This is a genomic window from Nonomuraea longispora (genome assembly GCF_004348345.1).
GTDB classification, from domain to species: domain Bacteria; phylum Actinomycetota; class Actinomycetes; order Streptosporangiales; family Streptosporangiaceae; genus Nonomuraea; species Nonomuraea longispora.
Genome location: NZ_SMJZ01000175.1, coordinates 1 through 19,469 on the forward strand (window position 1 = coordinate 1; position 19,469 = coordinate 19,469).

At 70.4% G+C, this 19,469-nt stretch carries 21 protein-coding genes; 12 read left to right on the forward strand and 9 right to left on the reverse strand.

Going from position 1 to position 19,469, the window contains the following annotated elements:
- Positions 1–280: hypothetical protein (locus tag E1267_RS45900; protein WP_220449795.1), on the forward strand; the 280-nt coding region annotated here is incomplete at its 5' end.
- Positions 281–328: 48 nt separating this feature from the next.
- Here E1267_RS45900 and E1267_RS33455 read toward each other — a convergent pair.
- A complete protein-coding gene (locus E1267_RS33455; protein WP_132338575.1) occupies positions 329–3,157 on the reverse strand; it encodes a hybrid sensor histidine kinase/response regulator in 2,829 nt (942 codons plus the stop codon).
- Positions 3,158–3,315: 158 nt separating this feature from the next.
- On the opposite strand from E1267_RS33455, the gene E1267_RS33460 reads away from it, so the two are divergent.
- The 7 genes from E1267_RS33460 (at position 3,316) to E1267_RS33490 (ending at position 9,458) form a co-directional block, all read left to right on the forward strand.
- On the forward strand, positions 3,316–4,002 hold the full coding sequence (locus E1267_RS33460) for a response regulator (RefSeq protein ID WP_132338577.1): 687 nt from the start codon (positions 3,316–3,318) through the stop codon (positions 4,000–4,002).
- The gene (locus E1267_RS33465) at positions 3,999–4,820 is read left to right on the forward strand and encodes a glutamate ABC transporter substrate-binding protein (RefSeq protein ID WP_246064420.1); all 822 of its coding nucleotides are present in this window, start codon (positions 3,999–4,001) and stop codon (positions 4,818–4,820) included. Before E1267_RS33460 ends, E1267_RS33465 begins: the two co-directional genes overlap by 4 nt.
- Before the next feature lie 88 nt (positions 4,821–4,908).
- Positions 4,909–5,652, forward strand: coding sequence for an amino acid ABC transporter ATP-binding protein (locus E1267_RS33470; RefSeq protein ID WP_132338579.1), 744 nt, complete (start codon positions 4,909–4,911; stop codon positions 5,650–5,652).
- Between the two features lie 8 nt (positions 5,653–5,660).
- Positions 5,661–6,506, forward strand: a complete 846-nt coding sequence (locus E1267_RS33475) for a glutamate ABC transporter substrate-binding protein (protein WP_132338581.1) — start codon at positions 5,661–5,663, stop codon at positions 6,504–6,506.
- Positions 6,507–6,510: 4 nt separating this feature from the next.
- Positions 6,511–7,179: an amino acid ABC transporter permease gene (locus E1267_RS33480; protein WP_132338583.1), complete on the forward strand. Its 669-nt coding sequence runs from the start codon at positions 6,511–6,513 to the stop codon at positions 7,177–7,179.
- The gene (locus E1267_RS33485; RefSeq protein WP_132338585.1) at positions 7,176–8,000 is read left to right on the forward strand and encodes an amino acid ABC transporter permease; all 825 of its coding nucleotides are present in this window, start codon (positions 7,176–7,178) and stop codon (positions 7,998–8,000) included. The genes E1267_RS33480 and E1267_RS33485 overlap by 4 nt, the downstream gene beginning before the upstream one ends.
- 63 nt (positions 8,001–8,063) lie before the next feature.
- The gene (locus tag E1267_RS33490) at positions 8,064–9,458 is read left to right on the forward strand and encodes an amidase (protein WP_132338587.1); all 1,395 of its coding nucleotides are present in this window, start codon (positions 8,064–8,066) and stop codon (positions 9,456–9,458) included.
- A 19-nt stretch (positions 9,459–9,477) separates the two neighbouring features.
- Here the strand turns inward: E1267_RS33490 and E1267_RS33495 are convergent, their stop codons facing one another.
- Positions 9,478–10,071: a TetR/AcrR family transcriptional regulator gene (locus tag E1267_RS33495; RefSeq protein WP_132338588.1), complete on the reverse strand. Its 594-nt coding sequence runs from the start codon at positions 10,069–10,071 to the stop codon at positions 9,478–9,480.
- A gap of 148 nt (positions 10,072–10,219) precedes the next feature.
- On the opposite strand from E1267_RS33495, the gene E1267_RS33500 reads away from it, so the two are divergent.
- Positions 10,220–11,287, forward strand: coding sequence for an aldo/keto reductase (locus E1267_RS33500; protein WP_132338590.1), 1,068 nt, complete (start codon positions 10,220–10,222; stop codon positions 11,285–11,287).
- Positions 11,288–11,394: 107 nt separating this feature from the next.
- On the opposite strand, the gene E1267_RS33505 is transcribed toward E1267_RS33500, so the two are convergent.
- Positions 11,395–12,042 carry a hypothetical protein gene (locus tag E1267_RS33505; RefSeq protein WP_220449796.1) on the reverse strand — a complete coding sequence of 216 codons (648 nt, stop codon included), beginning with the start codon at positions 12,040–12,042 and terminating at the stop codon, positions 11,395–11,397.
- 172 nt (positions 12,043–12,214) lie between these two features.
- Between E1267_RS33505 and E1267_RS33510 the strand changes: the two genes are divergently transcribed.
- A complete protein-coding gene (locus E1267_RS33510) occupies positions 12,215–12,772 on the forward strand; it encodes a WYL domain-containing protein (RefSeq protein WP_220449797.1) in 558 nt (185 codons plus the stop codon).
- A 35-nt stretch (positions 12,773–12,807) separates the two neighbouring features.
- On the opposite strand, the gene E1267_RS33515 is transcribed toward E1267_RS33510, so the two are convergent.
- Positions 12,808–13,116 carry an SDR family oxidoreductase gene (locus E1267_RS33515; RefSeq protein WP_132338606.1) on the reverse strand — a complete coding sequence of 103 codons (309 nt, stop codon included), beginning with the start codon at positions 13,114–13,116 and terminating at the stop codon, positions 12,808–12,810.
- A 78-nt stretch (positions 13,117–13,194) separates the two neighbouring features.
- Here E1267_RS33515 and E1267_RS45905 point away from each other — a divergent pair, with 78 nt between their 5' ends.
- Complete coding sequence (locus E1267_RS45905; protein ID WP_220449798.1) at positions 13,195–13,542, forward strand: helix-turn-helix domain-containing protein; 348 nt, start codon at positions 13,195–13,197, stop codon at positions 13,540–13,542.
- Positions 13,543–13,549: 7 nt separating this feature from the next.
- On the opposite strand, the gene E1267_RS33525 is transcribed toward E1267_RS45905, so the two are convergent.
- Positions 13,550–14,314, reverse strand: coding sequence for a class I SAM-dependent methyltransferase (locus E1267_RS33525; protein WP_132338594.1), 765 nt, complete (start codon positions 14,312–14,314; stop codon positions 13,550–13,552).
- 45 nt (positions 14,315–14,359) lie between these two features.
- On the opposite strand from E1267_RS33525, the gene E1267_RS33530 reads away from it, so the two are divergent.
- Positions 14,360–14,764, forward strand: a complete 405-nt coding sequence (locus E1267_RS33530) for a serine hydrolase (protein WP_165959943.1) — start codon at positions 14,360–14,362, stop codon at positions 14,762–14,764.
- Between the two features lie 159 nt (positions 14,765–14,923).
- On the opposite strand, the gene E1267_RS44840 is transcribed toward E1267_RS33530, so the two are convergent.
- From E1267_RS44840 to E1267_RS33550, 4 genes are all read right to left on the reverse strand, one after another.
- A complete protein-coding gene (locus E1267_RS44840; protein WP_165959944.1) occupies positions 14,924–15,610 on the reverse strand; it encodes a hypothetical protein in 687 nt (228 codons plus the stop codon).
- A gap of 82 nt (positions 15,611–15,692) precedes the next feature.
- On the reverse strand, positions 15,693–16,430 hold the full coding sequence (locus E1267_RS33540; protein ID WP_132338598.1) for an aminoglycoside phosphotransferase family protein: 738 nt from the start codon (positions 16,428–16,430) through the stop codon (positions 15,693–15,695).
- Positions 16,431–16,512: 82 nt separating this feature from the next.
- On the reverse strand, positions 16,513–17,655 hold the full coding sequence (locus E1267_RS33545; RefSeq protein ID WP_132338600.1) for an NADAR family protein: 1,143 nt from the start codon (positions 17,653–17,655) through the stop codon (positions 16,513–16,515).
- Positions 17,656–17,728: 73 nt separating this feature from the next.
- Entirely contained in the window at positions 17,729–18,067 is a 339-nt protein-coding gene (locus tag E1267_RS33550) for a hypothetical protein (RefSeq protein WP_132338602.1), read from the reverse strand.
- Between the last annotated feature and the right edge of the window lie 1,402 nt (positions 18,068–19,469).

Here is a 19,469-nt window from a genome sequence, read left to right on the forward strand (position 1 = left end):
TATAAGAGACAGGGTCGGCGTCTCGGAAGGGGTCGGCGTCTCGGAAGGGGTCGGCGTCTCGGAAGGGGTCGGTGTCTCGGAGGGCGTGGGCGTCTCGGAGGGCGTGGGCGTGGGCGTCTCGGAAGGGGTCGGCGTCTCCGAAGGCGTGGGACTCCCAGTGGCCGAAGGGGTGGGGGAGTTCGTGGGGCCGGCGGTAGGTGCCGGGCTCGGCTCACTGGACGGATCCGCCATCGACCCCTCCTTCACCAGTAGGCGATCACGCAAGGACAGAGAGACATGAACGGCGACGAAACTCGCACCACTTTATTCCCAGAAATATAGCGCTATTTCACGTATATAGGGCGTTCATCCAGGAGGGAGGTTCCGCCAGCTGACCACCCAGCTCATCGATCGCCTCCCTCTCGATCTCTCCCGTACGGCCCGCGTCCTCGACCCGCTGGCACAACGCCGCCTCACGGGCGGCGCCGACGGTCGCGCAGGCGCTCTTCAGCCGGTGGGCGACCGCGGCCACCTCCGCCGCGTCGTCGTCCTCCGCCGCCCTCCGCAGTTCCTCGAACGTCCGCGTCGCGGTGGCGCGGTACGCCTGGGCCACGTCGGCGACCGCCTCCGGCGACAACCCCGCCAGCTCCGACGGCAGACTCGAGTACGCCGCCCACTCAGGGATCCTCGCCAGCACCCTGGGCCAGTCGACCGGCTTGGCCAGGTGGTCGTCCATGCCCGCCTCCAGGCACCGGATGCGGTCGTCCGGCATCGCAGCCGCGGTCATCGCGATGATCGGGGTGTGCACCTCCTCCCGGACGCGGATCTCCGCGGTCGCGGCCAGCCCGTCGAGCACGGGCAGCTGGCAGTCCATGAACACGAGGTCGTAGCCGCCGGCCAGCACGGCGCGTACGGCCTGCTCGCCGTCGTCCACGGTCTCGACCTCGTGCCCGGCCTGCTCCAGGACGAGCATCGCCACCTGGCGGCTCACCTCGTCGTCCTCGGCCACCAGGATGCGCGTCCCGCCGTCCTGCCTCTCGGTCTGCGTGCCCTCCCCCGGCTCGCCGGGCGCGTCGGTGGTGCCGAGGGCGTTCTCCACGGCGGCGAGCAGGCGGCGGCGGCTGAGCGGCCGGGTGATCGACTGAACGGCGCGCTCCCCCGAGGCGCCCGGCCAGGCGAACCCGGAGCGGCCCGGCGTCACGACCACGACGACGCTGGTGGCCTGGAGCAGCGGGTCGGTGAGGATGACGTGCGCGAGCGATTCCGACTCGCCGAGGTCCAGCGCGACGACCGCCAGCTCGTACGGCCGCCCGCTCGCTGCGGCGGCCCGCAGCAGCGTCAGCGCGGACGTGTCGTCCTTGGTCTCCTCGACGGCGAGCCCCGCCTCCGCCAGGGACCGCCCGGCCAGGGTACGGTCCTGGGGGCGCGGGTCGACGACGAGCGCCCGCCGCCCCTCCAGCTCCTCGGGCTTGGGCTCCGACCAGGTGAGGACGTCCACCGGCAGGGTCGCCCAGAACCGGCTGCCCACGCCCTCCACGCTGTCCAGCCCGATCCGGCCGCCCATGAGCTCGATGAGCTGCCTGCTGATGGCCAGGCCCAGGCCGCTGCCGCCGGTCCTGCGGGTGATCGGGGAGTCGACCTGGCGGAAGACGCCGAAGACCCGGTCACGGTCGTCGGGGCCGACACCGATGCCGGTGTCGGCGACCGCGAAGCGCAGCACCGCCCGTTCGTCTCCCGGGCTGCCCTCGTCGAGGGTGACGTGCAGGTCGACGCCGCCCTGGACGGTGAATTTGAGCGCGTTGCCGACCAGGTTCGTGAGCACCTGGCGCAGGCGCGCGGGGTCGCCCGCCACCTGCCGCGGCACGCCCTCGTCGAGCCGGAGGGTGAGCCAGAGCCCCTGCTCGTAGGCGTGCGGGGCGAAGGGCGCGACCACCTCGTCGCAGAGCCGCGGCAGGTCGAACGGCACCGCCTCCACCTGCAGGTGGCCCGCCTCGATCCTGGACAGGTCGAGGAAGTCGTCGAGCAGGCGCAGCACGTTGCGGGCCGCGCCCTGGGCCGTGGCGGTGTAGTGGCGCTGTTCGTCGTCCAGCCGGGTACCCATGAGCAGGGAGTTCATGCCGAGCACGCCGTTGATCGGGGTGCGGATCTCGTGGCTGATCTTGGCCAGGAACTCGGACTTCGCGCTGGAGGCGTTGACCGCGTCGTCCCTGGCGGTGGCCAGCTCGGCCGCGTACCTGGCCAGCGTGGCCTGTGCCCGGCGGCGGCCGTGCTCGCTGCGGATCTGCAGGCCGAGCCCGATGAGGATGAGCAGCGCCAGCAGGGCCGCGACGGTGAGCACGTTGGATCTGAGCTGTTCGGCGGAGGCCAGCGCGGCGGCTGCCGGAACCTCGGCGGTGACCGTCCAGCCGATGGCGGGGATGGGTTCCGATGCCGAGAGCACAGTGCCGTCGATCCCGCGGAACGTGCCGTTCCAGGTGCGTCCGGCGAGCGCCGCGTCCACCCGCGGGTCCTCACGCAGGGAGGTGAGGGCGTAGAGCTTCCTGCCGGGGTCGGCGACGAGCACGCCGGCCTGGTCGGTGATCAGCAGCCTGATGCCCTGCGCGTTGGCGGCCTGCTCGGCGAACTTCTGGATGGCGTCCAGGCTGTAGACGACGGTGAGGATGCCGAGCATGCGCTCGCCGTCGGCGCTGGGGATGGGCGCGGCCACGGCGACGGCTCTGGACACGCCGACCATCGTGGGGGTGTACGCCTGCGAGACGTGGGCGTGCCGCCGGTCGCGCACGGCGCGGTACCAGTCGGTGTTGCCGATGTCCTGGGGCAGGCCGCTCGGCGGCTCGGCGCCCAGCATGTCGCCGTCGGGCGTGATCAGGATGATGCCGCTGACACCGTCGCGCTGCCGTTCGAGCTGGTCGAGGTAGCCGCGCATGGACTTCGTGGTGACCTGCCCGACCGCCTCGCGCACCTGGGGGCGTTGCGCGAACGCGGTGACGAGTTGTTTGAGCGAGTCCATCTGCTGCTCCACCACGACCCGGCTCACCGAGGCGGTGGTCCTGACCCGGTCGGTGACCTCGTCCCGCACCGCCTGCTCCGACAGGGAGATGCTGGAGGAGGTGAGCAGCGCAAGGGGCAGCAGACCCAGTAACGTCCATAGGGCCGTGACCGCGAGCAGCCATCTCACCGGCGTCCGTCCCTTCCCGCTGTCGTTCGCGTACAGATTAGGAGGAAACGGGCGTGGGTGGCGGATCATGATGAGCAGAACGAGCAAAAGTCGATCTTTTGTGATAAAAGCCTCCTAAGCTGCTAGAACCCCCTATCGGCTGGACGAGGAGCGTGGCGATGCCTGAGGCCAGGGACATCACCGTTCTCATCGTGGACGACGATCCGGTCGTCACCGCGGCACTGCACGCGCAGGTGAACCGGGTCCTGGGGTTCAGGGTGGTGGGCATCGCCCACAGCGGGCACGCGGCGCTCGCCGCCGCCGCCCGCTTCGCGCCCCGGCTGGTCCTGCTCGACCTGCACCTGCCCGATCTGCCCGGTCTGGAGGTGGCGCACCGGCTGCGCCGGCCCGACCAGCCGCCCGCCGACGTCATCGTGATCTCCGGCCGCAAGGAGTCGGCGACGGTCCGCGCGGCCATCCAGCGGGGCGCCCTGTACTACCTGGTCAAGCCGACGCGAGCGGGCACGCTCGAACAGACGCTGCTGCGGTACGCGTCGACGGTCGCGCAGCTCGAGTCCGGCGGCCGCTTTGCCGAGCAGCAGGAGATCGACCGCATCTTCCGCTCGCTCCACCTCGACCGGGGAGCCCGGCCCAAGAGCATCTCCGCCGCCACCGAGCAGGCGGTGCTCGACGCGCTGGCCGGCGTCGACGAGGACGCCTCCGCACACGAGCTCGGCGAGCTGATCGGCGTCAGCCGGGCCACCGCCCGCCGCTACCTGGAGCACCTGGCCGAGCGCGGCCTGGTCGAGGGGCGGCCGAGATATGGCCCCACCGGGCGCCCGCAGCACCGGTACCGCGTAAGGTGACCGCGCTCAGGGGGCTGCTCGCCACGCTGTTATGCCTGCTGGCCGTGGGCTGCGGCGAGGCGAGCCCGTTCCCCGAGGGCTCCATCATGGACCGCATCAGGGATCGCGGCGTCCTCACCGTGGGCATCAAGTTCGACCAGCCGCTGTTCGGCTACAAGGACCCGGCCAGCGGGCGGATCACCGGCTTCGACGCGGAGATGGCCCGCCTCGTGGCCAAGGACCTCACCGGCAGCGAGCGCAACATCCGCTTCGTGGAGACCGTCTCACGCGAACGGGAGAACTTCCTCAAGCAGGAGGTCGTGGACCTCGTCATCGCGACGTACTCGATCACGTCGGCCCGCGCCGAGCAGGTCAGCTTCACCGACCCGTACTACTACGCCGGGCAGGACATGCTCGTCAGGTCTGGCGACTCCACCATCCGCGACGTGTCGGACCTCAACGGCAAACGGGTCTGCACGGCCAAGGGCTCCACGTCCGTCGAGCGGCTGCGCTCCCTCCTGCCCGGCGCCGACCTGGAGATCGTCGACGTCTACAGCGTGTGCGTGCCGGCGCTCATCTCCGGGCGCATCGACGCGGTCAGCACCGACGACACCATTTTGCACGGGCTGATGGCCCAGCATCCCGACACGCTGCGGCTCGTGGGCAAGCCGTTCGGGCGTGAGCCGTACGGGATGGGGGTGCGCAAGGAGGACACCGTCTTCCGCGACCACCTCAACGGGCTGATCGCGAGCTGGTTGCGTGACGGGCAGTGGGACCGCGCCTTCATGTCCACCATCGGCGTCTCCGGCGCCACCTCGGAATCGTCGAAACCCCGCTAATCGCTGAGCAGAACGCTCACAAGCCTTTTCGCAGAACACGCGGCTCCTACGGTTACGCCAACGCTGACCGACACGAGGAGCGTGACGCATGACCCAGGCGGACCTGATCGTCCTGGACCAGGTCAACAAGCGCTACGGCGAGCACCATGTGCTCAGGGACGTGAACCTGACCGTCCGGCAGGGCGAGGTCGTAGTGATCATCGGCCCGTCCGGAGCGGGCAAATCGACCCTGTGCCGCGCGATCAACCGGCTGGAGACCATCGACTCCGGCGAGATCAGCGTGGACGGGACCCCGCTGCCCGCCGAGGGGCGGCAACTCGCCCGGCTCCGCGCCGAAGTGGGCATGGTCTTCCAGTCCTTCAACCTGTTCGCGCACAAGACCGTGCTGGACAACGTCGTCCTCGCGCAGGTCCACGTGCTCAGGCGGCCCAGGGACGAGGCCGTGCGCAAGGCCCGCGAACTGCTCGACCGGGTGGGCATCGGCAGCCAGGCGGCCAAGTTCCCCGCCCAGCTCTCCGGCGGGCAGCAGCAGCGGGTGGCCATCGCCAGGGCACTGGCCATGGACCCGAAGGTGATCCTCTTCGACGAGCCCACATCCGCGCTCGACCCCGAGATGGTCAACGAGGTGCTCGACGTGATGACGGCACTGGCCCGCGAGGGCATGACCATGGTCGTCGTCACCCACGAGATGGGCTTCGCCAGGCGCGCGGCCGACCGCGTGGTGTTCATGGCCGACGGCGAGATCGTCGAGCAGGACACCCCTGACGGCTTCTTCGGCGCCCCGAGCAGCGAGCGCGCCCAGTCCTTCCTCGCCAAGATCCTCACCCACTAAGGAGTGTCATGTTCGGCAGATCCCTCTATGCCGTTTTCGCCGTCGTCACGCTTGCCACCGCCTGCGGCGGCGGCCAGGAGAGCTACGCCTCCGTCGTGGACAAGGCCAAGAACGCCAAGAAGCTGGTCGTCGGCGTGAAGGCGGACCAGCCCGGGCTCGGGCTGCGCACCCCCAACGGCGACTTCTCCGGTTTCGACATCGAGGTCGCCAAGTACGTCGCCAAGCAGCTCGGGGTCGAGGAGAAGGACATCACCTGGAAGGAGACCGTCTCCGCCAACCGGGAGGCGTTCATCGAGCAGGGCCAGGTGGACATGGTGGTGGCCACGTACTCCATCACCGACGCCAGGAAGCAGAAGATCTCCTTCGCCGGGCCGTACTTCGTGGCCGGGCCGTACTTCGTGGCCGGGCAGGACCTGCTGGTACGGGCCGCCGACGCGGCACTGAACGGGCCCGAGGCGCTCAACGGCAAGAAGCTCTGCTCCGTCGCCGGCTCCACCCCGGCGCAGAAGGTCAAGACGGAGTACGCCAAGGAGGTGCAGCTGCAGGAGGAGCGGACGTACTCGGCGTGCGTTGACCGCGTGCTCGGCGGCCAACTCGACGCCATCACCACCGACGACGTCATCCTCGCCGGCTACGCCGCCCAGCACGCCGGCAAGCTGAAGGTGGTCGGCAAGCCGTTCAGCACCGAGAAGTACGGCATCGGGCTGAAGAAGGACGACACGGCGGGGCGCAAGGCGGTCAACGACGCGCTGGAGAAGATGTTCTCCGACGGAAGCTGGACGAAGGCGCTGCAGGCCAGCGTCGGCTCCTCGGGCTTCACCCTGCCGGAGACCCCGAAGCTGGAGCGGTACTGATCCCATGGACGCGTTGCTGATCGAGAGCGACACCGTCTTCGCCGCGTTCTGGATGACGGTACGGCTGACGGCCGTCAGCGCGCTCGGCTCGCTCGTGCTGGGCGTGCTGCTGACGGCCATGCGGGTGGCGCCGCTGGCCTCCCTGCGCGGCGCCGCCGGCGTGTACGTGTCCGTGGCCAGGAACACCCCGCTCACCCTGGTGCTGCTCTTCACCGGGCTCGGCGTCGGCGCGAACCTCGGGGTGGAGCTGTCCGACGACATCGCGACCAACAACTTCTGGCTCGCCGTCATCGGGCTGACCGCCTACACCTCGGCCTTCGTCTGCGAGGCGCTGCGCTCGGGCCTCAACACGGTGCCGGTCGGCCAGGCCGAGGCCGCCAGGTCGCTGGGGCTCGGCTTCGTCAAGACGCTCGCGCTCATCACGCTGCCGCAGGCGTTCCGCTCCGTGGTGGCGCCGCTGGGCAGCATCATGATCGCGCTGACCAAGAACACGACGATCGCGCTGGTGGTGGGCGTGAGCGAGGCGTCCGTTCGCATGCGCGAGATGATCGAGACGTACGGGGACCAGGTGATCGAGATCTTCTTCGGCTTCGCCGCCGGATTCGTGCTGCTGTGCCTGCCCATGGGGCTGGCGTTCGGCTGGCTGTCGCGGCGGATGGCGGTGGCGCGATGACGTACGCGAACCTCTACGAGCCCCCCGGGCCGCGCGGGATCCGGCGCAACCGGGCGCTGGCCGCGGGCGTGGCGCTCGTGCTGCTGGCGGTGGCGTACTTCGTCTTCGTGCGCTTCGACGAGAAGGACCAGTGGGCGGCCGACAAGTGGACGCCGCTGCTGCGCGGCGACGTGTGGGCCACGTTCATCCTGCCCGGCCTGGCCGGGACGCTGACCGCGGCCGTGACCGGGGTGGTGCTGGCCGGGCTGTTCGGGATCGTGTTCGCCACCGCCAGGATGTCCGACCACCGCTGGATCCGGATGCCGGCGGCCGCCGTCGTGGAGTTCTTCAGGTCCGTCCCGCTGCTGCTGCTCATCTTCTTCGCCTTCTTCGGGTCGTTCGCCCTGCTCGGCACGAACATCTCCGCCTTCAGCGCCGTCGTCTTCGGGCTCACCCTCTACAACGGGTCGGTGATCGCGGAGATCATCCGGGCCGGGGTGCAGAGCCTGCCCCGTGGCCAGCGGGAGGCGGCGTACGCGATGGGCATGCGCAAGGGGCAGGTGATGCGGCTCGTGTTGCTGCCGCAGGCGCTGAAGGCCATGATGCCGGCCCTGGTCAGCCAGTTCGTGGTGCTGCTGAAGGACTCGGCGCTCGGGCTGATCGTCGGCTATGACGAGCTGGTGGACCGCGGGCTGAACGGGATCGCGGCCAACTTCTCCAACGTCATCCCGGCGGCGATCCTCATCGCGGCCATCTTCATCCTCATCAACCTCAGCCTGGACCGGCTCGCCCACCGGCTGAGCGCCGGCCGCCGTCGTGTGACCACCCCGAACCCCGCGTGAATGTCGCCTCGCCGCCCGGACCGCGCCCGCAGGGTTCTGGCGGGATGTCGTACAAATGAGGGCATGCCGACATCCACAGGGCACTTCAGGACCGGACCGTTCGCCGGGCGCACCGTGGCCGCGCTCGGGCAGGACCTGCGCGCGGGGCGCGCCACCGCGACCGAGCTGGCCGGGCAGGCGCTCGACGCCGTGGCCGGCCTCGACGCCGCGCTCAACGCCTTCGTCACCGTCGACGCCGGCGGGGCACTGGCCGCGGCCCGGCGGGCCGACGACGAGCTCGCCGGGGGGACCGACCGGGGCCCGCTGCACGGCATCCCGGTCGGCGTGAAGGACCTCATCATGGTCGCCGGCCTGCCCGCGACCATGGGGTCACGGCACTTCGCCGGGCATGTCCCCGACCGTGACGCGGCCTGTGTGACACTGCTGCGCGAGGCCGGCGCCGTCATCGTCGGCAAGACCACGACCCACGAGTTCGCCTACGGTCCCACGGGCGACCGCTCGGCCACCGGGCCCTCGCGCAACCCCTGGGATCCCGCGCGCATGTCGGGTGGCTCCAGCGGCGGCAGCGCGGCCGCGGTGGCGGCGGGCATGGTGCCGCTGGCGCTCGGCACCGACACCGGTGGTTCCGTCCGCATCCCGTCAGCGTTGTGCGGGATCGCCGGGTTCAAGCCCGCGTACGACGCCATTCCCGCCGACGGAGTCTTCCCCCTGTCGCGCACGTTCGACCACGTCGGCGTGCTCGCCGGGGACGCCCGCGACTGCCTGCTCGCCTACCGCTGCCTGGCCGCGCGGGACGCCGGTGAGCCGCCGGGCACTCCTGTCCCGCGGCACGTCCAGGGGCCCGCCGGCCCGTCCGGACGGGAGGACGGCGGGCAGGCACGGGTGGCGTGGCTCGACCCGGGCGGGCTGTTCGCCGGGGCCGCGCGGGTCGTACGGTCGGCGCGGGCGGCGTCGGGGGCGGAGGAGGAGGTCAAGCTCGCCGCGGACCTCGGCCGGGAGCTGCGGGACACGTACACGGTGATCCAGAGTTGCGAGGCGGTCGCCGAGCACGCCGAGCGGCTCGCCGGAGCGCCCGACCTGTTCGACCCCGAGCTGCTCGACCGCCTGCGGGCCGCCGCCGAGGTGCCCGGCTGGCGGTACGTACGCGCCATGGCCGCCCGCGAGCGGCTCGCCAGGGCCGCCGGAGAGTTGTTCGGCCGCCACGACGTGCTCGCGCTTCCGGCCGTGCCGATCACCGCGCCGCTGATCGACCAGCGCGAGACCGAGCTGGACGGTGAGAAGATCGCCGTCAGGGCCGCCCTGCTGGCGTACACCAGCCCGTGGAACGTGCTCGGCCTGCCCGCGCTGACCGTGCCGGCCGGCACGGTGGACGGCCTGCCGGTCGGGCTCCAGCTCGTCGGCCGTCCTGGGCGCGAGGCGCTGTTGTTCGAGGTGGCCGCCCGCCTCCCGCTCCCCTGATCGCGCGGGCGCACCGGGATCACGGCCCGTCGCGGCGCCCCCGGTCCGCGCGGGTGAGACCGTCCATCAGCAGGTCGAGCAGCCGTTCGGCCTGGGGCCGCTGCCGGGCGGACCCGGTCACGAGGGTGGCGCCCGCCAATGCCATGAGGATGTCGGCCGACGGCACGTCGTCCCGGATCACCCCCTGGTCGATCCCGGCGCGCCGGAACTCGTCGACCGCGCCGGTCAGTTGCTCACGCGTCAGCGAGCTCAGCTGCCGGTCACTCCGCAGGAGGGTCCTGAGGGTCTCGGCCATGCCGTGCTTGGTGGCGAGATAGTCCAGCACCTCGGACATCCACGCCCGCAGGGCCCGGTCGGCGGGCAGCCCGCCGAGGAGGTCCTGGGCCCGGGAGGCGAGCCGGGCGGTCTCGTAGCGGTAGGTGGCGTCGACGAGCTGCTCGCGGGTCGGGAAGCGCCGGTAGAGGGTGGCGATGCCGACGCCAGCGTCCTTGGCGATCTGTTTCAGGGTCGCGCCGGCGCCGTCCCGTGCGAAGGCCGCGGCCGCCGCGGCGAGCAGCTTGTCCTCGTTGGCCCGTGCGTCGGCTCGGATCGGCCGCCCGGACGGTTCAGGCATACGTCTTCTCCCGGCTTGCTATATGGAGTCGGCTCCGCTTAGCATGGCGGCCAAGCGGACCCGGCTCCGGTTATTGCCGGACCGTAGCAGAGGCCTGCCCGCCGTTCCACATCACACCCTCTCCCTCACGGAAAGGCCGTCCACGGTCATGCGATACCGCCCGCTCGGCAGCACGGGAGTCCACGTCAGTTCGCTGTGCCTCGGCGCGATGATGTTCGGCGAGTGGGGAAACCCCGACCATGCCGCATCGATCGGCATCATCCGCACGGCGCTCGACGCCGGCGTCAACATCATCGACACGGCCGACGTCTATTCCGGCGGCGAGTCCGAGGTCATCGTCGGGAAGGCGATCGCCGGACGCCGCGACGACGTCGTCGTGGCGACCAAGATGTCGAGCCCCATGGGTCCGGGCCCCAACGAGCGCGGCACCTCCCGGCGCTGGATCGTCCGGGCCTGCGAGGAGAGCCTGCGCCGCCTCGGCACCGACCACATCGACCTCTACCAGGTGCACCGCCCCGACCCCGCCACCGACCTCGACGAGACGCTCGGCGCGCTGTCGGATCTCGTCCGCGCCGGCAAGATCCGCTACGCGGGGTCCTCGACGTTCGCCCCGTCGGCCATCGTGCAGGCACAGTGGGTCGCCGAACGCCGGCAGCGCGAACGCTTCGTCTGCGAGCAGCCGCCCTACTCCCTGCTGTCCAGGGGCGTCGAGGCCGATGTGCTGCCCACCTGCGAGGCGTACCGGATGGGGGTGCTGGCCTGGAGCCCCCTCGCCGGCGGCTGGCTGTCCGGCCGCTGGCGCCGCGACGCACCCGGCCTGTCCAGCCACCGAACGCGGACGATGCCCTTCCCCCAGACGCTCTCCCACTACGACCTGACCGTGCCGGGCAACCAGGCCAAGCTCGACGCCGCCACCGAACTCGCCCGCGTCGCCGACGAAGCGGGCCTGACGCTGATCGAGCTGGCGCTGGCGTTCGTCGCCACGCACCCCGCGGTGACCGCCACGATCATCGGCCCACGCACCGACGAGCACCTGCACTCCCAGCTGGGCGCCGCGGACATCGTGCTGGAACCCGCCGTGCTGGACCGCATCGACCGCATCGTGGCGCCCGGCACCGACCTCAACCCCGACGACGCCGGCTACCAGGCGGCCGTCCTGTCCGACCCGGCACGCCGCCGCCGGACGGCGGTCACCGCGCGGGCGGGCGAAGCGTGAGCGTGCCGTCTTCCGTGTCGGGCTCGGCCACCGTGCCCAGCGCGACGGGCGCCGGCCCTCCATCCTGGTCCGCCAAGGGATCAGCCGGCTCCGCGACGCGGCGCCCGTCAGCGGACCTTGCGGAAGAACGCCCGGACGTCGTCTACCAGCAGGTCGGGGGCCTCCATGGCGGCGAAGTGACCGCCCCGGCGGAACTCCGACCAGTGGATCACGTTGTGCTCGCGCTCGGCGACACGCCGGATCCCGCCGTCGCCGGGGAAGACCGCGACCCCGTGCGGGACCTCCGAGCGCTCGGCCGGCACGCCCCACTGGGCAGAGCCCTCCTTGTAGAGCCGGGCGGACGAGGCGGCGGTGCGGGTCAGCCAGTAGATCGTCACGTCGGTGAGCAGCTGGTCAAGGTCCACCGCGTCCTCGGGCATGTCGTGCGCGGGGTCGGTCCACTCCTTGAACTTCTCCACGATCCAGGCCAGCTGGGCGGCGGGCGAATCGTGCAGGCCGAAGGCGACGGTCTGCGGCCGGGTGGCCTGGATGATCGCGTAGCCGGAGCGGTCGTCGTCGGTGTAGCTCTGCATGCGGGCCTGCTCGGTCTCGGTGAGGCCCTCCATCTCGGACGGCTCGAAGGACGGGAAGCCCAGCGCGCCGTTGACATGCACGCCGACCACCCGGTCGGGAGCGACGCGGCCGAGCTCCGGGGAGATGACCGAGCCGCTGTCGCCGCCCTGGGCGCCGTAGCGCTGGTAGCCGAGGCGGCTCATCAGCTCCGCCCAGGCGCGTGCGACCCGGCGCAGGTCCCAGCCGGTCTCGCGGGTGGGCCCGGAGAAACCGAAGCCGGGGATGGACGGGACGACGAGGTGGAAGGCATCGGTGGGCTCGCCGCCGTGGGCGCGGGGGTCGCTGAGCGGGCCGATGAGACGGGCGGGTTCGGCGGTGGACGCGGCATCCCTGACCGCGATCGCCGCCGCCTGCCGCGACCACGAGACCCTGCGGTTCGACTACCGGACGCGTGAGGGGCAGGCGAGCGCCCGCGCCACCGAGCCCTACCGGCTCGTCCATTCGGGGCGGCACTGGTACCTGCTCGGCTGGGACACCAGCCGCGTCGGCTGGCGTACCTACCGGGTCGACCGCCTAAGCCTGCGGACGCCGAACGGACCCCGGTTCGTCCCCCGGGACCCGCCCGAGCCCGATGTGGTGGCCTACATGTCCCGGTCGATCTCCAGCGCGCCATATCGCTACCAGGGGCGTTTCACGATGCACGCTCCGGCGGAGGTCGTCGCCGCGCACATGCCGCCCACGACGGGGACGATCGAGCCTGTCGACGCACGGACCTGCACGTTGTCCAGCGGCGCGAACGACCTCGACGAACTCGCCGTCTGGGTCGCTCTGATGGACATCGACTTCGAGGTCCACGAGCCGCCCGAGCTCATCGACCGCATCCGCGCCCTCTCCACCCGTCTCGCCACCGCTGTCCTACGTCACCCACCATGACAGCGGCCCGCTCGGCCGGCCGGGGACGTGCTCGTCTAGAGGTTGAAGCCGCCCGAGATCTCGATGTTCTGGGCGGTGACCCAGCGGCTCTCGTCGGAGACCAGTGTGGCGATCACCGCACCGATGTCGTCGGGTTCGCCGACCCTGCCGAGCGCGGTCCTCGCCGCGAGGCCCTCGACGACCTCGGGGAAGCGGGTGAAGGCGTCGCCGCCGAGCCGGGTGCGGGTCGCGACCGGGCCGTGCTGGCCCCGCTCATCAAACGCGAGATCCTGTGGCGCGTGATCAGCGGCGAGCAGGGGACGACGGTACGCCAGCTCGGCCTCACCGAGAGCAGTCTCAGCCACGTCTCCCGGGCGGTGCGCTGGATCCGCGAGCACTACGCGCAACCCTGCAGGGTTGAGGACGTCGCGAGGCTGTCCGGCATGAGCGTCTCCGCCTTCTACCGCAACTTCCATGCGGTGACCGCGATGAGCCCCATCCAGTTCCAGAAGCAGATCCGGCTGCAGGAGGCCCGGCTGCTGCTCGCCACCCACCCGAACGACGTCATGGGAGTCTGCCACCGGGTCGGCTACGGCAACCCGTCGCAGTCTCGCAGTTCAGCCGCGAATACCGCCGCCAGTTCGGCATGCCGCCCAGCCAGGACGCCGCCCGGCTGCGTCACACGGCGCGTACCCCTGCGGCTGTCCTCCCCTGAGCCGCCCCCGTCGCGTCACCGGCATCCGCGCCCTCAGGCCGCCGGTGAGAACCGCCCGCTGGAGGCTCGTTCATGAGGCGCTGTCAGCCGGCTTCCAGAACGAAGAACAGGAAGCACGCGAACCTCGTGCCGGTGATCTCCCGCAACTCCTCGGGAAACAGTTCGCGGGCTTCCGGCACGAACGGCGGTTCGCTGATGACGCTGATGCGGAAGCCCGCCGCGGTGAAGGCCTCGGTCATCGCGTGCAGCGGCCGGTCCCAGAACCTCATCTGGACGGTCTGCCCACCGTTGGTCCATTCGTCGGTCCGGGTACGGGTCTCGAAATACCTGGGCTTCTCCCCGGCCATCTGCTGAAAGAGAACGACGCTGAAAGGATGGTCGACCGAGACGAGGAGCCGGCCGCCAGGCTTCAGCACGCGTCGCAGCTCGGCCAGTGGCGGTCCCCAGTCCTCCAGGTAGTGCAGCACCAGGGACGCGATGACATCGTCGAACGCGTCGTCGGGGAAGGACAGCGGGCCGGCCAGGTCGGCGACCCGCAGGTCCGCGTCGCCACCCAGCCGCCGCCGGGCCTGCTCCAGCATCCCGGCGCTCGCGTCGATGCCGGTGACGAAAGCGCCTCGATCACGCAGCTCGGCGAACAGCGGGCCCGAGCCGCAACCGACGTCGAGGATGCGCCGGCCGGTCACATCTCCGGCGAGCTGCAGCATCGCGGGCCGCTCGTAGTACGCGTTCAGAAGACTGGTCTCGTTCTCGGCCGTGTATCCCTCGGCCATCCTGTCGTAGTCGTTGTATCGGGGCGGATGTGCAGTCTCAACGTGATCTTCGGGCATGGTGGGCATGCGGGCCATTGTGGCCCAGTGGTTTCGACGGCACAGCCATATGGCCCGTTTGCCGTGACCGAGCGCTTCAACCGGCGGAAATCGATCGAAGCAACCGTCGTCTGCACCGCATACCTGTCCAAGCAGATCACGGCCGCCTGCGCGGCGTTGCTCGTCCTGCAGGGGCGGCCGGACACCGAGTCGACCCTGGCGCGGTGGATGCCTGAGCTGCCCGCGTGGGCGGCCTCCGTGCGCGTGCGCCACCTGATCCACCACACGAGTGGCCCGCCCGACGTCGCGCTCGACACCGACCAGGACCGCACGGCCCGCCTGGCCAACGCCCTGATCGAAGACCTCACCGCCGGAAGACGGCTCTGCTGGTGGTCGCCCATGGATGCGCCGATGAGCCCTCACTGGCGGAGAGACATCAACATGATCTCCGGCCCTTCCGCGATCCCACCCGTCCCGAAGCCGCCCTGAGCGACCTGGCGAAGCTCAGCTCGGCTCTATCCGCTCCCAGAGGTCGTGACGGACCGTCGATTGCGTCATCGAAGGTGGCAGTAGCCAGCCGAAGATCGACTGCCGGGAGGACATCTCAGCCCTTGAAGGAGGCGCGCGAGGGCCTGATGCCCCGGCGGATCAGGGGCTGATGAGGCGGACGGGTGTCACCTGCCGGTGGTGGGCGACGATGTCCATCCAGTCGGCGAACGAACCGCCGGATAGGTGGTGGGCGGCGTCGTTGCCCAGGTCGTAGACGGGGCCGATCAGCCGGGTTCTGGCCGAGCCAGGCGCGAACCGGGGCCGGGCTCTGCGCGTGCAGGTCCAGGCGGTTTGCCAAGGGCGAATGCCTTCGCCGGCCAAGAGCAGCGCGGCCTCGGGCAGGTCCAGGTCCTCGACGGTCTTGGGCGGGTGCAGGTGGTGGGGCTGGCCTGGTTCCCAGAGCTGGAGTGGTTTGAGCGGGCCGACGTCAAGCTCGTTGATGTGGAGGTGCCCGAGCATGCGGTCGGTCAGAGCGACGTCGTCGCGCTGTTCACAGAATTCGTGCCAGAGGGCGCCGGCCCAGGGGTCGTAACGGCGCTGGTGCATGAAGTAGCGCAACCCGTCCAGGAGCGTGCCGCCCAGGCAGATCTCATCAACGATGAGCATTCCGGCGGCGGTCAGCAGAGGTCCTGGCTGGTAGAAGGTCAGCTCGCGGCAGCGCTCGCGGGCGGAGTGTCCCGCCGCGTCGCAGAAGTACGAGCCCGACCTCAAACTCGGCACGCTGGTGTCCCGGCTCCTGCCGTTCGTGCCCGCGTTCGGCCTGGTGTGGGCCGGCGTGCTGGCCATCTTCTACTTCGCCGGCCTCCGGTGGGCCCGGGCGCACCGATCCACCTCCCCTGATCGGCCACCCGCCGCCGGGCGTGCGGCCTCACATCCGGGCTTTCAGCACGTCGACCTCGCAGCCGGGTGCGGCAGGGTCGAAGCCGTGCTCGAACAGCCAGCGGATCGCCAGCAGGCTTCGCAACGACCACCACGCGCGGATCACGTCGACGTCGACGGGGGCGCCGTAGCCGGCGATGACGTCGCCCAGGCGCTCCTCGTGCCCGAGGGTCAGGACGGCGAGGTCGTACAGGGCGTCCCCCGGGGCCGCCTCGGTCCAGTCGATCACGCCGGTGATCTCGTCACCGTCGACGAACACGTGGGAGATCTGCAGGTCACCGTGCGCGAACACCGGGGTCCGCGGCCGCAGCGCGGCCTCGGCGATCTCACGGTTGCGCGTGACCAGGTCGGCGGGAAGGACACCGTTCGTGACGAGCAACTCGCATTCGCCGTCGAGGCGCGAGGCGATCTCGTCGAGGCTCCGGCCGGGCCACGGCGGCAGTGGCGCGTCGTGCAACGTCCGTGCGGCGGCGCCCGCCGCACGCCACGCCGCACGAGACGCGGTCGACGGCTCGCCGAGACGGCCGAGCGCCGTCCCCCGGAGCGCGGCGAGCGCGAGCACGGGCGGCCTGCGCCACAGGACCCGCGGAGTCGGGATCGGCGCCCTGGCCATCGACTCGACCTCGACGTCGCTACGCCGCTGATCGGAGTCGATCTTCAAGAACACGTCGCCGACGCGCAGGGTCGCGCACTGGCGATGGGCGACGATGACCTCGACCTCATCCATGCCGGTCATTCTCACGGAATGATCACCACGTCGCCACGGGTTGATTCGCGCTACCGGACTTCCGCACTGCTGAGGGGAGAGGTCAGAGCCGCAAGCCGATCCGCCCGGCCACGAGCTCGGCACGAACCAGTTCGAGAAGCCGGCCCATCCAGTTGCGCCCGGCAGAGTCGCGGATGTCCCAGAACTGCGAACTGGCGGAGCCGTAATGGAGACGCCCGTCACCCGTGGCCAGGAGCACCTCGCCCAGGTCCGGATGCTGGACGAACTTCGCGCGCAACAGATCGGCCATGACCGCGAGACGCACGTCCGCCCAACGCGGCCGCCGCTCGGCCGCGACCGCGATGTCACGCGCCGCCTGGGCGCTCGGTGCTGTACGGATGCGCTCACGCAGAGATTCGTCGTCGGTGGACAGGGCCCAGTAGGCATGCTCCACCGTCGGAAAGAGAGCCTCGGCAACCTGAATCACGGCCGGGAACTCGTTCCGCAGCCCGTGCGAGCGCGGATACATGGGACGGCCGTAGTTGAGGTGCACGGTCGGCGATCGCGCCTCGGCGGGCCCGTCGGCTTCCCGCTGCGCCTCTGCGGCCGGATGCGGCGGCCGCCAGTCCGCGAAGTACCGGAACGCCCCGCGCCGGCCTTCCTCGGTGACGACGCCGTCCTCGTCCAACGCCTCGCTGCCGTCCTCGAACTCGAAGACCACGTAATCGTCCCAGGTCTCGCCCGCTTCCGAGATGAGCAGGCGCAGCGGGATGTCGCGGGCGTCCATGTCGCCGAGCGCGTAGATCCGGTGATGCGCCGGGATCGCCAGGTAGGCATCGCGCAGCGCGATCCGGTCGCTCTCCGAGCGCGAGTCGACGTAGCGCAGCGCCGCCGTGACGCACCGGTCCGTGGAATCCGGACGCCCGTTCAGACGGTCGATCGCATCGACGACCTCCCCGAGCAGTTCCTCGGCCGTGGTCCAGGTGACGACCTCGCCGAACCGCCAGCGTGCCAGCTCATGCGCGCTCGCCCAGGCGCCCTCCTCGAGAGTCGTCGCCACCCAACCGGCATCGAGCTTCGCGCGGAGCCCGTCGAGGTCGCCCCACTCCCAGAAGAAGATCGCACCGTCCGCGAAGACCTCCAGATCGGTCAGGTAGTAGTCGCCGCCGTTCCGAATGAAGATCGGACGGAAGTATCCGTCGATCCGCTCCCCATCGACGATGCGATAGGTCCGATTCCCCATCATCCGAGCCAGCGTAGGCCCTGCGCCGAACAGGGATCAACGTCCGATTCCCGTCACCACCAGGAATTCACCACGGTCAGAGGCTACTTGGCCAGGCGCCTGCTGGATCCAGGCAGGCCTCGCGCAGCGCGTCGGACAGGTTGACCTTGGCGTGGTCGACCAGGATCGTCTCCGGCCAGATCACCGGCCGGACCGCGGCCAGCTCCAGCCGCTCCTCCAGGTCGACTTCGCGGGTGATGGGCAGGCGCAGCATCCGGTAGGCCAGCGCCTGCTTCCAGCCGGGCCGCATCGGTTCCGGGGTGACCGCGTCGTTGAGCAGCATCACCACGTCGACCGCGCCGGTGTCGCCCACCGTCATCCGCCAGGCCAGCAGCGCCCCGCTCAGAAGCGCGCCGCACCGCAACGGAGCCGGCATCCTGAGCGAGACAGGCGTGCGGGCTGGCCGGCGGGACCTCGTCGCACGGCCACACGGCATCTCGGAGAGAGATCCATCAGCAGCGTCCGACGCGCGGGACAAACCGCGGCCCGGCCCAGCTTCCACCAGGCCAGCCACACTCCGCCCGAAGCCGCGAGGCAGGTTGGGCATACCCGGCTGCCGAAGAACTGCACCCACTCACGGCCCGGCGCACTGACTCCTCGTCCCCCACGCGGACCCCTGCCAGATCCAGGACCGAACCGTCGAACACCTCCAGATGCATCCCACGCACTGTCTCGGAGCTCACCCCTGCGGCGGCCTCGACAGCTCTGCGCGTCTCCGGTCTCGTGACGACGCCGTACGCCAGTGAACGGACGTCACCTGCCGCGCGTACATCCAGCCCTACCGCCCCGGCCATCGCCCACGGAGGACATCCGTTCCGCAGGGCCATCCGATCCACCCACGACGCGAACGACTCGCCGGACGTCGGTGCCACCACCAACGCCAGCCGCCGGGGCCGAACCGCCGCCATCCCGCGCCGAACCTCCTGTTGTCCACGCGCCTACTGACATCCCCGATGGCCTGCTGCCAAGTTCTCTGACATCTCCCGTGCCGTTCTGACATCTGCAAGCGCGCCAGACAACAACGCTTGTCTGGACGCAGCGAAGATGACAGTGGGACCTGCCCCTGACCTGGACTCTGTCACTTCGATGGATTTCGAAACACCGGCGTTTGCGTCATCGAAGTTGACAGTATCCAGCCGAAGATCGTTCGCCTCGGGCCGCGTAGGGATGCACGCGACGGTCGTTGTATCGGGGGTGGTCATCCCCGACTATTCCGGCGTCAGCGGGTCGGCTGGTGACCTCGGGACTCTAGGGCCGGTTCGAGGTGATCAGCGAGGCGGCGGAGAGTGACCGCGAGCCGGCAGCGGAGGCATAGAAGAACACTCCGGCGCGAGCGCGGCGGGATCATCTGCAGGTGTGCCGCCTCGGCTCGCCGCTCAGCCAAGTCCGCGCGGATGAGCTGTTCCTGTAAGTGATGCACGAGAGGCTCCTCAGGGCTCTTCGGGAGATGCGTGGTAGAAAATCAAGATCGGGCGGGTGTCCGGCGGAGTCTCGCTCGATTCGACGCGTTCCCGGGTTAGTTCGCGCCACGAGCCCCAGCGCGAGCAGCGCATCCGTGATCGCCAGCAGCTTGCGGCGGTTCCATCGGTCGGCGAGATCAGCCCAGGCGTGAGTAGTCGGCGGTAGTCCTGATTTTTGAGGAGGCTTCGGATGTCAATCCCCTCAAAGCGTGGAGACGGTTCTATGCCACAGCGGCCCTCAGCAGGGCCGTTGATGCTTGCCGCTTCTCGATCATGTGACGCTCGAATGTGACAGGCGGCAGCCCGTCGTTGGCGCTG

Bases quoted from the DNA above. Each gene is read 5' to 3' on its own strand.
- E1267_RS33460 (WP_132338577.1), top strand. From the start codon at position 3,316: ATGCCTGAGGCCAGGGACATCACCGTTCTCATCGTGGACGACGATCCG.
- E1267_RS33470 (WP_132338579.1), top strand. From the start codon at position 4,909: ATGACCCAGGCGGACCTGATCGTCCTGGACCAGGTCAACAAGCGCTAC.
- E1267_RS33475 (WP_132338581.1), top strand. From the start codon at position 5,661: ATGTTCGGCAGATCCCTCTATGCCGTTTTCGCCGTCGTCACGCTTGCC.
- E1267_RS33480 (WP_132338583.1), top strand. From the start codon at position 6,511: ATGGACGCGTTGCTGATCGAGAGCGACACCGTCTTCGCCGCGTTCTGG.
- E1267_RS33485 (WP_132338585.1), top strand. From the start codon at position 7,176: ATGACGTACGCGAACCTCTACGAGCCCCCCGGGCCGCGCGGGATCCGG.
- E1267_RS33490 (WP_132338587.1), top strand. From the start codon at position 8,064: ATGCCGACATCCACAGGGCACTTCAGGACCGGACCGTTCGCCGGGCGC.
- E1267_RS33495 (WP_132338588.1), bottom strand. From the start codon at position 10,071: ATGCCTGAACCGTCCGGGCGGCCGATCCGAGCCGACGCACGGGCCAAC.
- E1267_RS33500 (WP_132338590.1), top strand. From the start codon at position 10,220: ATGCGATACCGCCCGCTCGGCAGCACGGGAGTCCACGTCAGTTCGCTG.
- E1267_RS33505 (WP_220449796.1), bottom strand. From the start codon at position 12,042: ATGAGCCGCCTCGGCTACCAGCGCTACGGCGCCCAGGGCGGCGACAGC.
- E1267_RS45905 (WP_220449798.1), top strand. From the start codon at position 13,195: ATGAGCGTCTCCGCCTTCTACCGCAACTTCCATGCGGTGACCGCGATG.
- E1267_RS33525 (WP_132338594.1), bottom strand. From the start codon at position 14,314: ATGGCCCGCATGCCCACCATGCCCGAAGATCACGTTGAGACTGCACAT.
- E1267_RS44840 (WP_165959944.1), bottom strand. From the start codon at position 15,610: ATGGCCAGCACGCCGGCCCACACCAGGCCGAACGCGGGCACGAACGGC.
- E1267_RS33540 (WP_132338598.1), bottom strand. From the start codon at position 16,430: ATGGATGAGGTCGAGGTCATCGTCGCCCATCGCCAGTGCGCGACCCTG.
- E1267_RS33545 (WP_132338600.1), bottom strand. From the start codon at position 17,655: ATGATGGGGAATCGGACCTATCGCATCGTCGATGGGGAGCGGATCGAC.
- E1267_RS33550 (WP_132338602.1), bottom strand. From the start codon at position 18,067: ATGCCGGCTCCGTTGCGGTGCGGCGCGCTTCTGAGCGGGGCGCTGCTG.